The following is a 15,658-nucleotide window of genomic DNA, read 5'->3' as shown; positions in this document are numbered from 1 at the left end:
GGGCCTCGACGGGCGCGCAGAGGCAGATGCCTGCTCGTCGAGGAAGCCGACGCGGTAGAGCGCGGCGGCGTACCTCGTCGATGACCTACACAAGGACGACGGGGACGACGTCTGCCCAGGGTGCGGGCGGTTCGCGGGCGAAGTCGCGGCCGTCGGAGACGAAATTGGAATGGCCCAGCACCTCGCTCCCCCGCCTCTCATGGCAACCTGTAGAGAGTTCCGATGACAGATTTCGCACGATTCGACGGTTACAAAAGAGACTTCGACTTCTCTGTCGGGCCCGCGCAGCCGGACGCATTCCGGAGCAGAGAATTCGGCGACCGGCTGTGGACGGACGTCTCGCGCATCGTGGGGACACCCTTCGAGGGCGGGATGATCACACCCGACGACTACGACGGATACCACTACTGGTTCGGCAACGACCACCTGAGCGCTTCTCTCTGCTCGTGTCCACCGGAGTCGGACTCCGGAGTGCTGGACCAGGTGCCCGCGATGCTCACAGTGATCTCACGGTCGGAGGACGTCGCGAGTTCGGAGCTGGCGGAACGGATCTATGCCGGGCTGACCGCGTCGGACGACTACCTCGTCGCGGTGTTCACGCACGACGGCATGCCGATCGCCGCCAACTTCGACATCGGTGACGATTGGTGAATCCGGCCGGCCGTGACGCCGCCCGGCACTTCGGTCGGATCTGGGTCAGCGCCGCGCCCGCCAGATGATCGCCGCGCCGACCGGGCTCGACCAGGTCGCGAAATTGTCAGGCGCTGCGTGGTCTGCGGCCCGACGTCTTCTTCGCCGCGGTCGTCTTCTGTCCGGTCTTCGCCGTCGCCTTCCTGGCCGGGGCCTTCGCCGTCTTCTTGGCGGCTGTCTTCTTCTTCGGCAGGTCGTGGACGTCCGCGTCGCCCGTTTCGCCGCGGGCGGCCTTCGCCTTGCTCACCGACTCCGTCAACGCCGCCATCAGGTCCAGGACCTTGCCCGGCTCCTCCGCCTGCGGCACCTCCGGGAGTGGCTTGTCGCCCTGCTTGGCCTCGATGACCTGCGCCAGCGCATCGGTGTAGGTGTCGCGGAACTCCTCGCCCTCCAGGTCGTCACGGGTCATGGTGTCCATCAGCGCCAGCGCACCGTCGATCTCCTCCTGCGAGATCTCCACCGGCGGCGGGAGCAGTTCGGCAGGGTCGCGGATCTCGTCGGGCCAGCGCATCGCATGCAGGACGATCACGTCGTCGCGCACCCGGAGCAGCCCCAGCCGCTCACGGCCCGACCACGCGTACTTGGCGACCGCGACCTTCGCCGACCTCGCCAACGCCTGCCGCAGCAGCTTGTAGGGCTTGGCCGCCACCTGCCCGGCCGGCTGGAGGTAGTAGCCCTCGCCGATCCGGATCGGGTCCACCGACTCCAAAGGTACGAACGCCTCGATCTCGATCGACTTCGCCGTCGGCAGCGGCAGATCACGCAGTTCATCCTCCGAGATCGGGATGACCTGCGTCTTCGTCACCTCGTAGCCCTTGCCGATCTCCCCCTGGCCCACCTCACGGTCCTCCAGCTCACACACCTTCCGCGTACGGATCCGTCCCCCGTCCTCCAGGTGGTACTGGTGGAAGTGGATGCTGTGGTCCTCCGTCGCGCTGACCACATTGATCGGCACCGTGACCAGGCCAAAGCTGATGGCTCCGGACCAGATGGTTCGGGGCATGGCAAACCTCCGCAGTAGCCCCGAGCACCACCAGACTATGAGCGCCGCCCCCGCCCCGCACCCCGCGGAGAATCCCCGTAGGACCGCCTCACCCAAAGGGCCATCGCGGGACCTCAGGCCGGGAGGCCACGGCACGTCCGCGGTGGAAGGCATGGCACCTGACATGGATCCGCCTCAGCCGACGCCACCAGGTGCCCTTCCTGTGAGGGGCGGGGGTCTGGTGCACGCCTCTCCGGTTGCGAGGATCCGTCCCCGTCGTGACGGGTTGCCGAACGGCTGTTTCTCGAACCGGGTGGGCGGCCGGGGCCAGCCGGGAGGGTTTGGGCGCACGCGCTGGCGTCGGGGTCTGAGCGTGGAGCATTCTCAACCCGGTTCAGGCGGGGGTCGTGGTCACCCGCGCAGTGTGCCGCCCGACCTCGGCGGTCCGGGCCGGTTCACCGACGGTAGCAGTGGCTTGACCGAGCAGTGGCTTAACCGCTCATTCCGGGGAGCTGAAACAACCAGCCTGGCCCTGCCGGCCAGGGCCAGAGCACCATCACCGCTGACAGCGGCCTGGCCGAACCCCGCGGGGCCGGACCTGGGAGACCAGGGATCACGAGCGACCGTCGACCGCTCTCGCTGCCCGCCTTCTCCGAGTCCGCTTCCGACGCTCCCGTACCCGCCCAGGCGGGGTGGGCGCAGGCCGGCGCCGGTCGAGCAGGGCGCCGACTTCCGCCAGCCGCCCGGCGAGCCCGCACCCGCACCCGCACCGACGTCCGCTCGCCCCCGGCGGCCTCACCTTCTCAGACCCGGACCGCCACATCTGACCGCTACCAGCACGAATTGCGCCACGTCCAGGACCAGCTCACCGCCTGGCCCCACCGCCCGGTGTGCCGGCGCCTCCACCTGGACAGTGGTCGTAGCGGGCCCGGCTCCCGCCTCGGATACCGTGTTCCTTTACGGGGTGCCATAACGGATGACGCCCCCCCACCGGAGGTAGTCAGCGTATGAGTTCGAAGCGCAGCAAGAATCCAGCCCTGCCCGTACTTGACGACGCATTCCGACTCGCGTCGGTCAAGGACGCTGAAGAGTCCACCCGTGACTTGGCCGCGCGGCTGGCCACCACCGAGCTGCGCCGCGTTTCCCACCCGGGCCGGGTCACCTGGGATCCCATCGATCAGGCCGAGCCCGTACCGGTCCCGCCGACTGTGGTCGACGGTGACGGGGACCTGTGGCTGCGGGACCGGGGCACTGGCACCTGGACCATGCCCGAGTTCAACCCGAAGGAGTTCCCGGCCCGCTGTGGCGAGGTTCTGACGTGGAACGAGCTTGCCCGCGAGTTCGGCCCGCTTACCGCACTGGCCGACGACCGCCGCATCGGCGGCGGCCGGCGCTGACCGCGCGGCCTTCTGGGACGACCGCGCCCCTGAAGCGCCCGTTACGGGTAGCTGGTAGCTCCAGCTACCCGCCGAACTCGACGATGGCGGCGAGCTGGTGAGCGTGGTGGTCGGTCACGATGTCTCCGTGTGGCAGCCGGAGACGTCGTCGCTGTCGGCGGAGGCGGGGTGGAAGAAGCGGGTGTAGCGAAGTCCGGTCTCCGGAGTGATGTCGAACTCCGCGCATAGGTGCTGCGGGTCAGCTTCGGTGATGGCGGCCTCTTACGAGCATCCTGAACAACGTACCCAGGCGGCTGTTCCTGGGCGGCGAGAGGCTGGACGCAAAAGAGGGCGCCACCACACCCGTGAAGGCCCAGCACTACCGACGAATGCCTGAGGTGTGCGCAGCGACAGATCGGCGACGGACGTGTAGGTGCCGCCGCCGTGCAACTCATCGTCGACCGCGAGGACTTCGGTCAGACGTCACTCCGCTCGGGCCACCCGGACTCCCCGACCGGTCAAAGCACCGAAGTCACTCGCGTCCGGCGACGCCCCTCGATCAGCGCCCGGCACGCGTACCAGTGATCCCTCGTCCCAGTGGATGCTCCGAGCCGTGCGCCGCCACCCTGCCCGGCCGCAGCACGGCCTCCTCCCCGGGCCCGCCCGGCGCCTCCGTGACCCTCCCGGGGCCTCCCGTGACCCGCGCGACGCTCATGTGCCCGGAGGCGGCGTGCAGGTCGATCACGACGGTTTCGAAGTAGTGACGGCCCGTTCCGCCTGCTCGACGACGTCCTCGACGGTGTCGGCCCGACCGGCTCAAGATCTCGCCCTCCTGCCAGCTGTCCGGGCGGGCAGAGCGGCGGGGAGCCATCATGCGAGCCGTCGCCCACGGGCGGCCTCGCTCCTCCACCCGATGGGCAGGAGCCGGTCGACCGGTCACGGAACCGAAACCGCTACTGCATAAGATGTGCAAGTGCATAGCTATCGCATAAGGACAGCAACGGCAGCAGACCTCGACGAGGCGCGGGGCGTCATGCTGGACACCGTGTACCGCGACTTCGGCACCGGGTACGTGCCGCGCTGGCACGCGGACATCATCGACCCGGAGACGTTCTACGTCACACCGCCACGGCACACCCTGCTGGTCGCCGTCGACGAGCGGGACGGGACGGTGGCCGCCACCGCCGCGCTGGACGCGCGCGGGCCGGCGCATCCGCCGAACCCCCGCTGGCTGGCCGATAGGTATCCGTCGGGGGTGACCGCGCAGCTGCGACGGGTGTATGTACGCCCTGAGCACCGGCGGCGCGGGCTGGCCCGGCAACTGGTGGACGGCCTGCTGGACTTCGCGAAGGCCGACGGCGGCTACCGGGCGGTGTATCTGCACACCTATCCGCACTCGCCCGGCGCGATGGGCCTGTGGCGGACGCTCGGCGAAGTGGTGTGCGACGAGCGCGAGGACGTACCCGGTGGAGGCAGTGGCGTCGCGCACTTCGAGATCCCCATGGTGTAAACGACAATCATGTTCATGTAACTTGTGGTCGATGTCGGCCCGTGAAAGGCAAGAACGAACACCATGAGATCTCCCCGCCGTCGGCTCCTGGCCGGCCTACTGCTCGCCCCGCTGCTCTCCGGCTGCTTCTCCTCTTCCGGCGACGCCACGTCGTCCTCGGACTCGTCCGGCTCCGACGGCGGTCGCCTGCGCGTGGCACTGGCCTTCACGCCGACGCAGAACTTCTCCCCATACGGGCAGGACGCCTTCCACCTGTCCCGGCTGGGGGTCGCGGAGGGGCTGACCCGGCTGGACGCCAACGGCACCGCGGTCCCCGCGCTCGCTGAGTCGTGGAGCGCCGAGAAGAGCGGCCGGAGCTGGCTGTTCACGCTCAGGGACGCGAAGTTCCAGGACGGCGGCACAGTGACCGCGCAGGCCGTCGCCACGGCTCTCACCCACGCCGCCGACGCGGACCCCGCGCCTGCTGCCCTGTCCGGGGTGAAGCTGACCGCGGAGGCGGCAGGCGAGGAGCAGGTCCGGGTGAGTACCGGTGTCGCCGACCCGTCGCTGCCGCTGCGGCTGTCCAACCCGAGCCTGGCGGTGTTCTCCCCGAAGGCGTACGGAAAGAAGGGCACGGCGAACCCGGTCGGTACGGCCACCGGTCCCTTCGAACTGACCAGGGTCACCGGCGACACCGCGGCCACCCTGGACCGGTTCGACGACTACTGGGGCGGTCGTGCCCAAGCCTCCGGAATCGACGCGACGTTCATCGCCGACGGCACCGCCCGAGCCAACGCCCTGCGGACCGGGGAGACGGACATCGCCGAGGCCCTGCCCGTCGCGCAGATCGCCTCCCTCGACAAGGCGACCGTCCACGAGACGAACACCGCCCGCAACACCAGCCTGCACCTGAACACCCGGTCCGGTCCCTTCGCCGACCCGAAGATGCGGGCCGCCGCACGCGAGGCGATCGACACCGCCGTCATCGCCAAGGACCTCTACGAGAGCTACGCCGAGCCCGCCCAGGGCATCTACGGCCCGGCGCTCACCTGGGCCTCGGGCAAGCGGATCGGGCCGGCCGGACGCGCGCAGGCCGCCGATCCCGACGGCACGTCCCTCACCCTGGCGACGTACAGCAACAGGCCCGAGCTGCCCGAGGTCGCCCAGGTGCTGCAACAGCAGCTCCAGAAGGCCGGCTTCAAGGTGAAGCTGGAGGTGCGCGACTACTCCCGGCTAGAGAGCGACGCGCTCGCCGGGAAGTTCGACGCCTTCGTCCTCTCCCGGAACATGATGCTCGACACCGGTGACCCCGTCTCCGTCCTGACCTCCGACTTCACCTGTGACGGCACGTACAACCTGTCGCTGCTGTGCGACAAGAAGGTCGACGCGGCCGTCGCCAAGGCCCGAACCCTCTCCGAGACCGGCGCTCGGCAGGACGCCACCATGGCGGCGGAAGCCACGGTCCTCGGCACCGACGCGGTCGTTCCGCTCGTCCACCTGAAGGTCGTCACGGGCATCGGCACCTCGGTACGGGGCACGCTGCTCGACCCGTACGAGCGTGCCTTCGTCGGCACCGGGACCCGGCGCTGACCACATGCCCACCTCCCTGACCAGGGGCAGCCCAGCCGCCCTGCGCCGCCTCGCGCGGGGCGGCGCCCCCACGCTGCTGTGGCGGGCCCTGCTCGCGGCCGTCCTGGTGTGCGGGATCGGCCTGCTGCCGTGGCTGTCCCGTACGGACCCCGCGCTGACCGTGCTCAAGGCCCGGTCGGTGGAACGCGATCCCACCCCCGAGGCGCTCCGGGCCGTACGAGACGAACTCGGCCTGCACGACGGCCCGCTGCGGCTGCTCGGGCGATGGCTGAGCGGGCTGCTGCGCGGTGACGCGGGTCAGTCGTGGATCTCCGGCACTGACGCGCTGCCGTCCGCCGCGCAGGCCCTCGGCGTCTCCCTGCTGTTGATGGCCGGGGCCCTCGTGGTCGCCATCGGTACGGCTGCGGCGGTGTGCGCCCGCACTGTGTGGCTCGGCTCGCGGCGCCGCCTCGGTGAGCGCACACCGGGCGGCACCATGACAGCCGTGCTGGCCGCGCTGCCCGAGTTCCTCCTCGCTTCGGTGTCGGCCTCGGTGATCGGCGTGCAGCTCGGCTGGCTGCCCGCCCTGGGCTGGTACGGCCCGCAGTGGATGGTGCTGCCCTCGCTCGCCCTGGGCCTGCCTGCCGGGGCGGTGCTCGGGCGAATGCTGGACGACCTGCTGCCCGGCGCGTTCGCCGAGCCGTGGGCGCTGGCCGCCGCCGCACGCGGGATCCCGCCCCAGTCCGTGGCCCGGCAGGCGCTGCGCCGCTGCGTGCCCGGACTGCTGCCCAACCTGGGGCTGTTCGTGGTCGGCATGACCGGCGGGGCGGTCGCCGTGGAGCAGATCTTCGACATCCCTGGCCTCGGCCGGCTCACGCTGCTCGCCGCCCTCGCCCAGGACCTGCCCGTCCTGCAGACCGGTACGCTCGCCCTGGTACTGCTCGCGGCCGCCGCCGGGGTCCTGGCCCGGTTCACGGCCCAGTGGCTGATCGGGCCCGCGCTGCGCGACGGCGCCCTGCACTCCCTGCACCGGCCCAGTCCACCCGCACCCCGGGCACTGCCCCTCCTGTACGGGGCGCTGCTCCTCACCGTCATCGGCCTCGGCCTGCCCCGCGACCCGCTCGCCCTGAACACCGGCGCCCGGCTTCAACCCCCGTCCGCGGGACACCCGTTCGGCACCGACGCGCTCGGCCGCGACATCCTCGCCCGCATCGCCCACGGCGCGCTCGACACCCTCGCCATCGCCCTCGCGGTCAGCGTCGTCGCCCTCCTTCTCGGGGTGCTGCTGGGACTGCTGCCCCGGCTGTCCGGGCCACTCGTCGACACCGTCAACGCCATACCGTCCGTCCTGGCCGCTCTCCTCGTCACCGGCATCGCGGGCAGCGGCCCGTGGACCCCCGCCCTCGCCGTGGCCGCCGTCGCCTGGTCCCCGCTGGCCACCCACACCTCCGCCCTGCTGCAACAGGAACGCGCCACCACCCACCTGACCGCCACCCGAGCCCTCGGTGCCGGCCGTTGGTACCTGCTTACCCACGAGCTGCTCCCGGCCATCCTGCCGCCCGTCACCCGCCACGCCCTGCTCCGACTGCCCGGCATCGCTCTGTCGCTGGCCGCCCTCGGCTTCCTCGGCCTGGGCGCCCAGCCCCCGTCGCCCGAGTGGGGCCTGCTGCTCGCCGAGAACCAGCCCTACGCCGAGCGCGCCCCCTGGGCGGTCCTCGCACCCGCCGCCGTCCTCGCCCTGCTCGGGGCCGTGGCGGTGACGGCGGCGGGTGGCGTGCGCAGGCCCCAGCTCCCGCAGCGGCTCCAGCGCTCCGGCGCAGCACCAGCCGAGCGCGAGGGCCGCCCCGTCGAGCTGGAACCGTCCGCGCTCGAGCCGCTGCCCACCCCCGTACTCGCCTCTCCTACGGACACCACATGACGGATCTCGTCTCCCGTGCCCTGACCCGCCGAGCCGCGCGGCCCCCGAAGTCCCCACGCGAAGGGATCCGGGTGACATGGAGGGCGCTGTCACCTCTCCTGCGGCTCCTGATCGTCACCCAACTCGCCTTCAACATCGGCTTCTACGCCGTTCTGCCGTTCCTCGCCGAGCACCTCGGCACCGCGATCGGCATGGCGGGCTGGCTGGTCGGCTTCGTCCTCGGCCTGCGCACCTTCAGTCAGCAGGGCCTGTTCGTGGTCGGCGGCTGGCTCGTCGACCGGTACGGGGTGCGCCCCGTCGTCCTGGTCGGCTGCGTGCTGCGCATCGCCGGATTCGCCTGGCTGGGATACGCGCAGGCGACCTGGTCCGTGATCGGCGCCGTCCTGGTGATCGGCTTCGCGGCCGCGCTGTTCTCGCCGGCGGTGGAGTCCGAGGTGGCCCGGCAGGCGGTGGCCTGGGAGGAGGAGGCCAACGGCCCGCGTACCCGGGTGCTGGCCCTGTTCACTGTGGCGGGCCAGGCCGGCGCCTTCGTCGGCCCGGTGCTCGGCGCACTGCTGCTCGCCGTGGACTTCCGCACCGCCTGTCTCGCCGGGGCCGCGGTCTTCGTCCTGGTCCTCGCCGGACACGCACGGCTGATGCCACAGCACATCCCCGGCCGGGTCCGCACCCGGAAGCGGGGCGGGATGCGCGCACTGCTGCGCAACCGCCGATTCCTCGCCCTGTGCTGCGCCTACGGCAGTTATCTGCTCGCCTACAACCAGCTCTACCTGGCCCTGCCGGACGAGGTGCAGCGTGCGGCGGGCTCCCAGGCGCCCCTGTCCTGGCTGTTCGCCCTCTCCTCCCTGCTGGTCGTCTTCGCGCAGCTCCCGGTCACCCGCTGGGCGGGCGACCGGCTCGACCTGCGTCACTCCATGACCGCCGGGCTGCTGCTCATCGCCGCCGGATTCGCGGTCGTGGCCGCGGCCCGACCGGCCGGCTGGACCGGCACCACGGGCCTGCTGCCCGCCGCGGGCTTCATCGTCCTGCTCACCCTGGGGCAGATGCTGGTCGTCCCCGCCGCCCGCGCATGGGTGCCCGACCTCGCCGAGGACGGCCGGATCGGCCTCTACGTCGGCGCGCTGTCCTCCGTCTCCGGCCTGATCGTCCTCATCGGCAGCGCGGCCACCGGCTCCCTGCTCAACCTGGGCCTCCCCGCCGCCGTTCCCTGGCTCGTCCTCGCCGCTGTACCAGCCCTGGCGGTAGCCCTGGTGCCGCGCCGCCCAGGACGAATCGCGGACGCGGACGCGGCACGCTGACGATCCTGGGGGGCGAACCGGTCAGTCCTCTCGTCCGCGGGAACGGCGGAGAAGCCGCGATGCCACCCAGCTGACGTCCGCGCCCTTGCCGAAGGATGCCGCTGCCGCCGGGGTTACAAGGGGGCCGGGCCGGCGCCCAAAACGAGCGCGCCGACGCCGGCGGCCGCGCCGAGGAGCACGCTACGTCGTCGTATGCCTGAAAACTCGGTCGGCCGGTTGTCGGTCATTGTCCGTTTCCTTCGTTGTTGAACTGTCCGTTGCGGCGGGTTGTCGGCTCACCCCCTTCGTCCGCGAGGTCGCGACGCCGCGGCCGCCGAAGGGTGGACTTGACCGGGTTCAAGCGCCCGGCGCGGCAAGGGCCTGACCCGTCGGCCGCCCATCACCGGCGCGCGAGCCATCCGCACGCTCACCCTGAGGTCGCCGCCCGCCTCGATGAAGTTGTCGGGTCGGCGAAAGCCGTTCTGTCGAAGCGCATCGACACCTGAAGCCCCGCGTGTCGGCGACAACCGGCAAGAGATCGCCAAGATGCGTGGTGTCCAGGCTCTTGCCGTGCCGACATTCTCGTCGCTAACCTCCCACCACTACTACAGCTTCTGGCCGTTCAGCGTGAACATCGCCGGCTACACCCAGTTCAACGCCGAGGTCCAGAAGTACCTGACGGACACCTTCGCCCGGATGCACGACACGTTCATCGCGAAGGGCATCCCCGTCTACCTCGGTGAGTACGGCCTGCTCAGCTACCCCGACTACACCAAGACCGCGGACATCGTCGAGCGGGGCGAGGCGCTGAAGTACTTCGAGGCGCTCGGTTACGCGGCGCGGGCCAACGGGGTCACCACCGCCCTGTGGGACGCCGGTTCCTTCCTCAACCGCACCACGCTGCAGTGGCGGTACCCCGCCTTGTCCGCCCAGATCAGGTCGAGCTGGACGACGCGCTCGGGAACCGCCTCCTCGGACCGGGTCTTCGTACCGAAGTCCAGTGCGATCACGGCCAAGACCCTGACGTTGAACCTGAACGGCACCATCTTCCAGGGGCTGTGGCAGGGCAAGACACGGCTCGCCGCCGGCCGGGACTACACGATCTCGGGCAGCCAGCTCACCCTGACGGCGACCGCCCTCACCAGGCTGACCGGCAATCGCGCCTACGGGGTCAATGCGACACTCCAGGCCAGGTTCTCCACCGGCGTCCCCTGGCAGATCGACGTGATCACGTACGACACACCGGTGCTGTCGAACGCGACCGGGACGACCAGCTCCTTCGCCGTCCCCACCCGGTTCCGGGGCGACGCGCTGGCGACGATGGAGGCCAAGTACGGCGACGGCACCAACGCCGGTCCGGCCGACTGGACGTCCTACCAGCAGTTCGACACCACCTTCGTGCCGAACTACGGGGGCAGCACCATCACCCTGACCCCCGCGTTCCTCAACGCGGTCAAAGACGGCGCACCGGTGACCCTCACGTTCCACTTCTGGAGCGGCGCCACCGTGACGTACAAGGTGACCAGGTCGGGAAGCACGGTGACGGGCACGACCTCCTGACCAATCGGAAACGGCACACGACAGGGTCGCCGGAGCCGCATTCACCGGCAGCGTCCCGCCCGTACCGGAACTCTGGTCGCGCATCGGGCAGTTCAACAACGATGCGGCCGGTGCCCGCATGTGAAGCTTGAGCGGGCAGCGGTCGGCGTGCCGCACCGTGACCGGGCGGGCGGTGCCGGTGGCCGCGAGGTTTTCCAGCATGCCTACCCTCGGGTGCGTCCGACACCGGCCGCCGCTCACCCCAGCCGACCAGCCTGCGTGACGTCGTCAACGTAGCGGGCGAACTCCCAAGGGTCGTGCGCCGAGAAGACCTCGATCTGATCGCCGTGGTCGCGGATCAGTTCGCGTAGGCGGGCCTGCGTTCCGAGCCGCAGGTCACGAGAGACCTGCGAACTGGTCTGAACGATGTCGAGTAGCGGGTGGACCTCCCTCGAATTCTCGATCTCGCGGTGGTAGTAGTACGCATCGCCGCAGTGCAGGAGCCACCGGTCGCCGTCCTGGACAGCGATGCCGGTGTGTCCTGCAGTGTGGCCACCCAGGGGAATGAGTTTGATCTCTTGTGGCAGCCCCTTCGGCTGCATGGCGGAGAAGCCGAACCACTCTTCACCGGAGGCGGGCTCGGAGGCGTAGGTGATCCAGCGGGGCTCGTGTGTCCAGTGGGCCGGCCGGTAGCGGAAGCTGGGCGCCTGAGAGCGGGCCGCATCGAGTTCGGACGCGAGGACGTGGACATCTGCGCCGGGAAAGTCGGGCAGACCGCCGCTGTGGTCGACATCCAGGTGGGTAACGATGATGTGCCGCACGTCGGACGGCTTGTGGCCCAGTCGTGCTATCTGCCGGACGGCAGTCTCCTCCTCGTCGAGCACCGGCTGCGCCATCGCTACCCAGTCTGCGCCGAGGGTGCCGCGGGGGTCTTGGACGTCGCCGAGGCCGAGGCCGGTTTCGACCAGCACGAGACCGGCGGTCTCGGTCTCTATCAGCAGACAGTGGTTCACGGCAGGTGCGGGCCTGGGACCGTCGTAGGTTGCTTCGATCGTCAGAACCGATCCGCAGTTCAAGTGGTGGATCCTCATGCCGACTAGGCTGCTACTTGAACTGCGCTTCAAGTCAAGGAGGCTGGGTGGACACATCACTGCTGGACATCGCCGAGGTTGCCAAGGCGTCCGGGTTGGCGCCTTCGGCGCTGCGCTTCTACGAGAAGAAGGGCCTGATCACCGCCGCAGGACGCAATGGGCTACGCCGTACGTACATGCCTGAGGTGCTGGAGCGCCTGGCGCTGATCACGTGCGCGCGGAGCGCAGGATTCTCGATCGCCGAGATCGGCCGGTTCGTGGCGTCGCGACCCTCCGATGCGGACCTGCGCGCACGGATGGACACTAGAGCACGTGATCTCGATGAGCAGATCAGCAGACTCACGCGGCTCCGCGACAGCCTCCGCCACGCAGCCGTCTGCGACTACGAACCGATCGTCGAATGCCCCGACTTCAAACGCGCCGTAGGGGATGTGTCCACACCGGCAACCGACCCGAGCGAGACCGACCTCCTGATCCGCGAGATGCAGGCTCCACAGGCGCGGTGACGGCGGAGGGGCATAGGGGGCTCGTCCATCGCTCACCGATCCGAGACGAAGAACCGTCTTGATGTTCCCACTGCCGCACCCGGCCCTCCTTCAGCCTCTCGACGCCGGGAGGTCGGTCAAGTCGCCTCAGAAGACTCGCACGGCATCGAGAAGCGGGTCGCCGTCCCTCCCGGTGTGACGGATCCAGGGCGATCTCGGCCTCCGGGAGGTTGGGAAGCGCATCGATTGCCGTCCCCGGTTCCACGTTCGCCCGGAGCAGTGCGGTGGCGCTCGCAGACGTCCACGACCAGCTCGTCGAACACGGCATGGAAGGCTGGCGCCCAACGCGCGTCGCCGACGAACTGGGTACCGACGCCGAGCCCAAAGCCATCGGCCCCCGGCTGCTCCTCCTCACTGTCCTGCCTCCCGCGTATCCTATTTACGCCGCAATTGAATTCGACAGGAAAAACTGCTCGCCACCCTTTTCGGATTTTACGCCTGCGCAAGGGTCACTCATTTGCCGCGCATCCGGAGAAGGGAGGCTGCGTTAGCGAGATATGGAGAAAGCAAGGCCCCATGGTTTGCCTCAGCGCAAGGCCAGGACGGATGATGTGCCTGCGGTCGGTGATCCGACAATGGGCCAATACATCCTTCTGCCTGGTGCGGCATGCTCGGCACTCACGGCACAGGGCACCGTGGCCGGGGACGACGCGCGGGCCGAACGTCAGGCCACCGAGCCACTGCTTCGGGAGTTCCTCGCCCTACTGGAGAAAATCCAGGAGGAACTCAATTCGCGATGGATCGGCCAAGGGAACTCCGGCCGTCGCGTACAGCGCGCGACGGAGACGTATTTTCATGAATCATGAGTTTTCACATCCTTCCTTTGCGCAGCGCGAGTGGCATTCGGACGCATACCCCTATGGGCCGGGTACTGGATCGAACGGGGGGCACGCCGACAGTGTGCGCTCCGGAGTTCCTCTGACCGCCCCCGACGCGGGCTGGGACCCGGTCGAGGAACTGGCCTACCTCCTGCAGGAGGCTGTTCCAGCAGAGCAGACGGCCAGGATCCCGCCACCGCGCAGCGAGCCCACATCCAGCGTCGGCTTCACCGACCCGATGGAGGGCCTGGCGCAGGTCACCGCACAGTTGCCGCCTACTCGCCGCTCCTCTGTCGGGCATCGGAAGACCCACGTACGACGAGCCCGGCTCAAGTGGCTGCAGACGGGCAGCTTCGTCATCGTCGCGCTCGTTGCCGTCATCGTGGCGATGGTCAGCGCCTTCGGCGGCATGGCGGCGTACAAGCCCCTGCAGAACATCACGTCCGGCCCGGGAGCCACCATGGTCCCGTCGTGGCCTCTCCTCGTGTACGGCCCCTGGATGGTTGCCTCCCTCTGCATCCTTCGCACTGCCCTGCATCGGCGCCGAGCTGTGCACTCATGGTTCATCGTTCTCCTCTTCTCCTCCGTCGCGATAATGCTGTGCGTGGCTCAGGCAGACCGGACCTTCACCGGCATCGCTGGAGCTTGCCTGCCCGCCCTCGCCTCCCTCGCCTGCTTCCAACAACTCGTCCGGCAGATCACGTTGACCCTGCCACCGCGACAGAGCACGCGGCGCCACCGTCAATAGCCGCAACGGACGGCCTTCAATCTGCTGTTCGAGCCAGCCGTGTCCAAGGCGGACAGGAGGCGCAGGGCTCGATTCGCGATGGACGCGGCATCAGAGGCCGGATGACGGGCGCCCCTGGACAACGGCCCAGGAAGGCTCGCCGGTAGCTCCCGCGTCGGCGATACGGCGGCGGGCTCTGCGCACCATCTGACGCAGTAGACCTGCCTGACCTCCAGCCGTGAGGGAGAGACCCAGGAGAGGTAGCAGGGTTGCTCAGGTACCTGACGTCATCTCACCTGGGCGACCTCGACGTCTCCAGCCGCCTCGACTCGCCACTCCGGGCAGGTGACCGACGGCAGCGCCTCGACGACGAAGAACAGGAAGCAGGGCTTGGTCGAAAGGTCGTCGAAGCCGTCGGGGAACAGTGCCCGGGCGACTGGGTCAGGCTGCGGCTCGCTGATGACGGACAGGCCAAAGCCCGCAGTCGTGAAAGCGTCGATCATTGCGTGCAACGGCTTCCGCCAGAGTCGCATCGGGGTGGACTGCCCGCCGAGCATCCAGTCGAAGGTGTAGCTCGTGGTTGCGAAGTAGTCGGGCCGAGGGTCCCGGAACATGTATGCCGTGAACGGGTGATCCACGGACACGATCAGCCGGCCGCCGGGCCTGAGGACGCGCCGAAACTCGGCCAGCGTCGGCCCCCAGTTCTCCAGGTAGTGCAGGACCAGCGACGCGACCACGTCGTCGAACGCGCCGTCCTTGAACGGCAGGCGCTCGCCCAGGTCGGCCACGTGCAGGGCTACGTCATCACCGAGCCTCTGCTTGGCCAGTGCGAGCATTCCGGCGCTGGCGTCGATCCCGGTGGCGACCGCGCCGCGGTCGCGCAGTGCGGCGGTCAGTGGGCCTGAGCCGCAGCCGGCGTCCAGAACTCGGTGGCCTGCCACGTCTCCGGCGAGGGCTAACATCGCGGGCCGTTCGTAGTACGCGTTCACGAGGTTGTTCTCGTTCTCCGCCGCATACGCCTCGGCGAAACTGTCGTAGTCGTTCACCCGGGCCGGTTCCGCAGCATCAGGGAAGCTCTCGGGTATGTCGGTTGCGCGTTCCATCGTCGCAGCCTAGAGCCAGGCGGGCCCGCCGCACTGAATAGTGCAAGGTCGGAACACTGCCTCTTCACCAGTAGTTCCGCGAGACGAGCGAGGCCATGGTCGGCGCGATCTCCGGCTCTCCGGCCGCTCCCCGCACGCTGCTCGGCAGGTACGACGACCAAGGCCGCCTTCAGTACGTCGGCCGCACCACCACCCCCACCCAAGCGGCAGGTGCCGCGGTCGCCGGCCTGCTCACTCCGGGGCGGCGCGGTCATCCGTGGACAGGCTGGTCGTTCTCCGCCTTCCCTGTTGAATTGGCGTGTTGAGGCTGATGCAAGAGGGGCGGGGCAATGCCGGAGTGGCATGTGTTCTGGGTGCCCATGAAGACGTTCGTGGCCGCGAGACAGATATCCGTGCTGACGGGCTGGGACGACGTACACAGCCGCGAAGAACGGACGGCGGTCCACCCAAGTGATCCGATCATGCTGTCCCCCGACTACCGGGTGGACGAGCTCACCTCCGATTACCGGGTCTTGTTCGACTTCTTGTGGGGGCGAG

Annotated in this window: 11 protein-coding genes and 1 pseudogene; 9 read left to right on the top strand and 3 right to left on the bottom strand. The window is 69.4% G+C overall.

The annotated features are described in order from the left end of the window. Positions 1-222 precede the first annotated feature (222 nt). Entirely contained in the window at positions 223-651 is a 429-nt protein-coding gene (locus ACFYO5_RS23495) for a hypothetical protein (protein WP_388711779.1), read from the top strand. A gap of 106 nt (positions 652-757) precedes the next feature. On the opposite strand, the gene ACFYO5_RS23490 is transcribed toward ACFYO5_RS23495, so the two are convergent. Next, complete coding sequence (locus tag ACFYO5_RS23490) at positions 758-1,693, bottom strand: Ku protein (protein ID WP_388711776.1); 936 nt, start codon at positions 1,691-1,693, stop codon at positions 758-760. A gap of 986 nt (positions 1,694-2,679) precedes the next feature. Between ACFYO5_RS23490 and ACFYO5_RS23485 the strand changes: the two genes are divergently transcribed. The 6 genes and pseudogenes from ACFYO5_RS23485 to ACFYO5_RS23460 form a co-directional block, all read left to right on the top strand. Next, the gene (locus tag ACFYO5_RS23485) at positions 2,680-3,069 is read left to right on the top strand and encodes a hypothetical protein (protein ID WP_356565360.1); all 390 of its coding nucleotides are present in this window, start codon (positions 2,680-2,682) and stop codon (positions 3,067-3,069) included. A gap of 952 nt (positions 3,070-4,021) precedes the next feature. Continuing rightward, complete coding sequence (locus ACFYO5_RS23480; RefSeq protein ID WP_388711772.1) at positions 4,022-4,558, top strand: GNAT family N-acetyltransferase; 537 nt, start codon at positions 4,022-4,024, stop codon at positions 4,556-4,558. A gap of 63 nt (positions 4,559-4,621) precedes the next feature. Next, a complete protein-coding gene (locus tag ACFYO5_RS23475; RefSeq protein ID WP_388711769.1) occupies positions 4,622-6,127 on the top strand; it encodes an ABC transporter substrate-binding protein in 1,506 nt (501 codons plus the stop codon). A 4-nt stretch (positions 6,128-6,131) separates the two neighbouring features. After that, positions 6,132-8,024 (top strand): ABC transporter permease subunit, encoded by a 1,893-nt coding sequence (locus ACFYO5_RS23470; protein ID WP_388711766.1) that lies wholly within the window; start codon positions 6,132-6,134, stop codon positions 8,022-8,024. Further along, positions 8,021-9,319, top strand: a complete 1,299-nt coding sequence (locus ACFYO5_RS23465; RefSeq protein ID WP_388711764.1) for an MDR family MFS transporter — start codon at positions 8,021-8,023, stop codon at positions 9,317-9,319. The genes ACFYO5_RS23470 and ACFYO5_RS23465 overlap by 4 nt, the downstream gene beginning before the upstream one ends. A 579-nt stretch (positions 9,320-9,898) precedes the next feature. Further along, positions 9,899-10,858: pseudogene (locus tag ACFYO5_RS23460) on the top strand (X2-like carbohydrate binding domain-containing protein); the annotation flags it as partial. 236 nt (positions 10,859-11,094) lie between these two features. Here the strand turns inward: ACFYO5_RS23460 and ACFYO5_RS23455 are convergent. Further along, complete coding sequence (locus ACFYO5_RS23455) at positions 11,095-11,928, bottom strand: MBL fold metallo-hydrolase (RefSeq protein WP_388711761.1); 834 nt, start codon at positions 11,926-11,928, stop codon at positions 11,095-11,097. 47 nt (positions 11,929-11,975) lie between these two features. Here ACFYO5_RS23455 and ACFYO5_RS23450 point away from each other — a divergent pair, with 47 nt between their 5' ends. Both ACFYO5_RS23450 and ACFYO5_RS23445 read left to right on the top strand, forming a co-directional pair. After that, the gene (locus tag ACFYO5_RS23450) at positions 11,976-12,434 is read left to right on the top strand and encodes a MerR family transcriptional regulator (protein WP_388711758.1); all 459 of its coding nucleotides are present in this window, start codon (positions 11,976-11,978) and stop codon (positions 12,432-12,434) included. A gap of 834 nt (positions 12,435-13,268) precedes the next feature. Continuing rightward, the gene (locus ACFYO5_RS23445; protein ID WP_388711755.1) at positions 13,269-14,039 is read left to right on the top strand and encodes a DUF2637 domain-containing protein; all 771 of its coding nucleotides are present in this window, start codon (positions 13,269-13,271) and stop codon (positions 14,037-14,039) included. A 266-nt stretch (positions 14,040-14,305) separates the two neighbouring features. Here ACFYO5_RS23445 and ACFYO5_RS23440 read toward each other — a convergent pair whose 3' ends face one another. Continuing rightward, positions 14,306-15,121, bottom strand: coding sequence for a class I SAM-dependent methyltransferase (locus ACFYO5_RS23440; protein ID WP_388711752.1), 816 nt, complete (start codon positions 15,119-15,121; stop codon positions 14,306-14,308). Between the last annotated feature and the right edge of the window lie 537 nt (positions 15,122-15,658).

The organism is Streptomyces sp. NPDC006259, from assembly GCF_042870975.1.
Taxonomy (GTDB): Bacteria; Actinomycetota; Actinomycetes; order Streptomycetales; family Streptomycetaceae; genus Streptomyces.
Note: the sequence above shows the minus strand (reverse complement) of the source record. Positions and strands in the feature narration are given on the sequence as shown.

Excerpts from the sequence above, each read along its gene's own strand:
- ACFYO5_RS23470 (WP_388711766.1), top strand. The coding sequence starts at position 6,132 with ATGCCCACCTCCCTGACCAGGGGCAGCCCAGCCGCCCTGCGCCGCCTC.
- ACFYO5_RS23485 (WP_356565360.1), top strand. The coding sequence starts at position 2,680 with ATGAGTTCGAAGCGCAGCAAGAATCCAGCCCTGCCCGTACTTGACGAC.
- ACFYO5_RS23455 (WP_388711761.1), bottom strand. The coding sequence starts at position 11,928 with ATGAGGATCCACCACTTGAACTGCGGATCGGTTCTGACGATCGAAGCA.
- ACFYO5_RS23465 (WP_388711764.1), top strand. The coding sequence starts at position 8,021 with ATGACGGATCTCGTCTCCCGTGCCCTGACCCGCCGAGCCGCGCGGCCC.
- ACFYO5_RS23445 (WP_388711755.1), top strand. The coding sequence starts at position 13,269 with ATGAATCATGAGTTTTCACATCCTTCCTTTGCGCAGCGCGAGTGGCAT.
- ACFYO5_RS23440 (WP_388711752.1), bottom strand. The coding sequence starts at position 15,121 with ATGGAACGCGCAACCGACATACCCGAGAGCTTCCCTGATGCTGCGGAA.
- ACFYO5_RS23495 (WP_388711779.1), top strand. The coding sequence starts at position 223 with ATGACAGATTTCGCACGATTCGACGGTTACAAAAGAGACTTCGACTTC.
- ACFYO5_RS23475 (WP_388711769.1), top strand. The coding sequence starts at position 4,622 with ATGAGATCTCCCCGCCGTCGGCTCCTGGCCGGCCTACTGCTCGCCCCG.
- ACFYO5_RS23490 (WP_388711776.1), bottom strand. The coding sequence starts at position 1,693 with ATGCCCCGAACCATCTGGTCCGGAGCCATCAGCTTTGGCCTGGTCACG.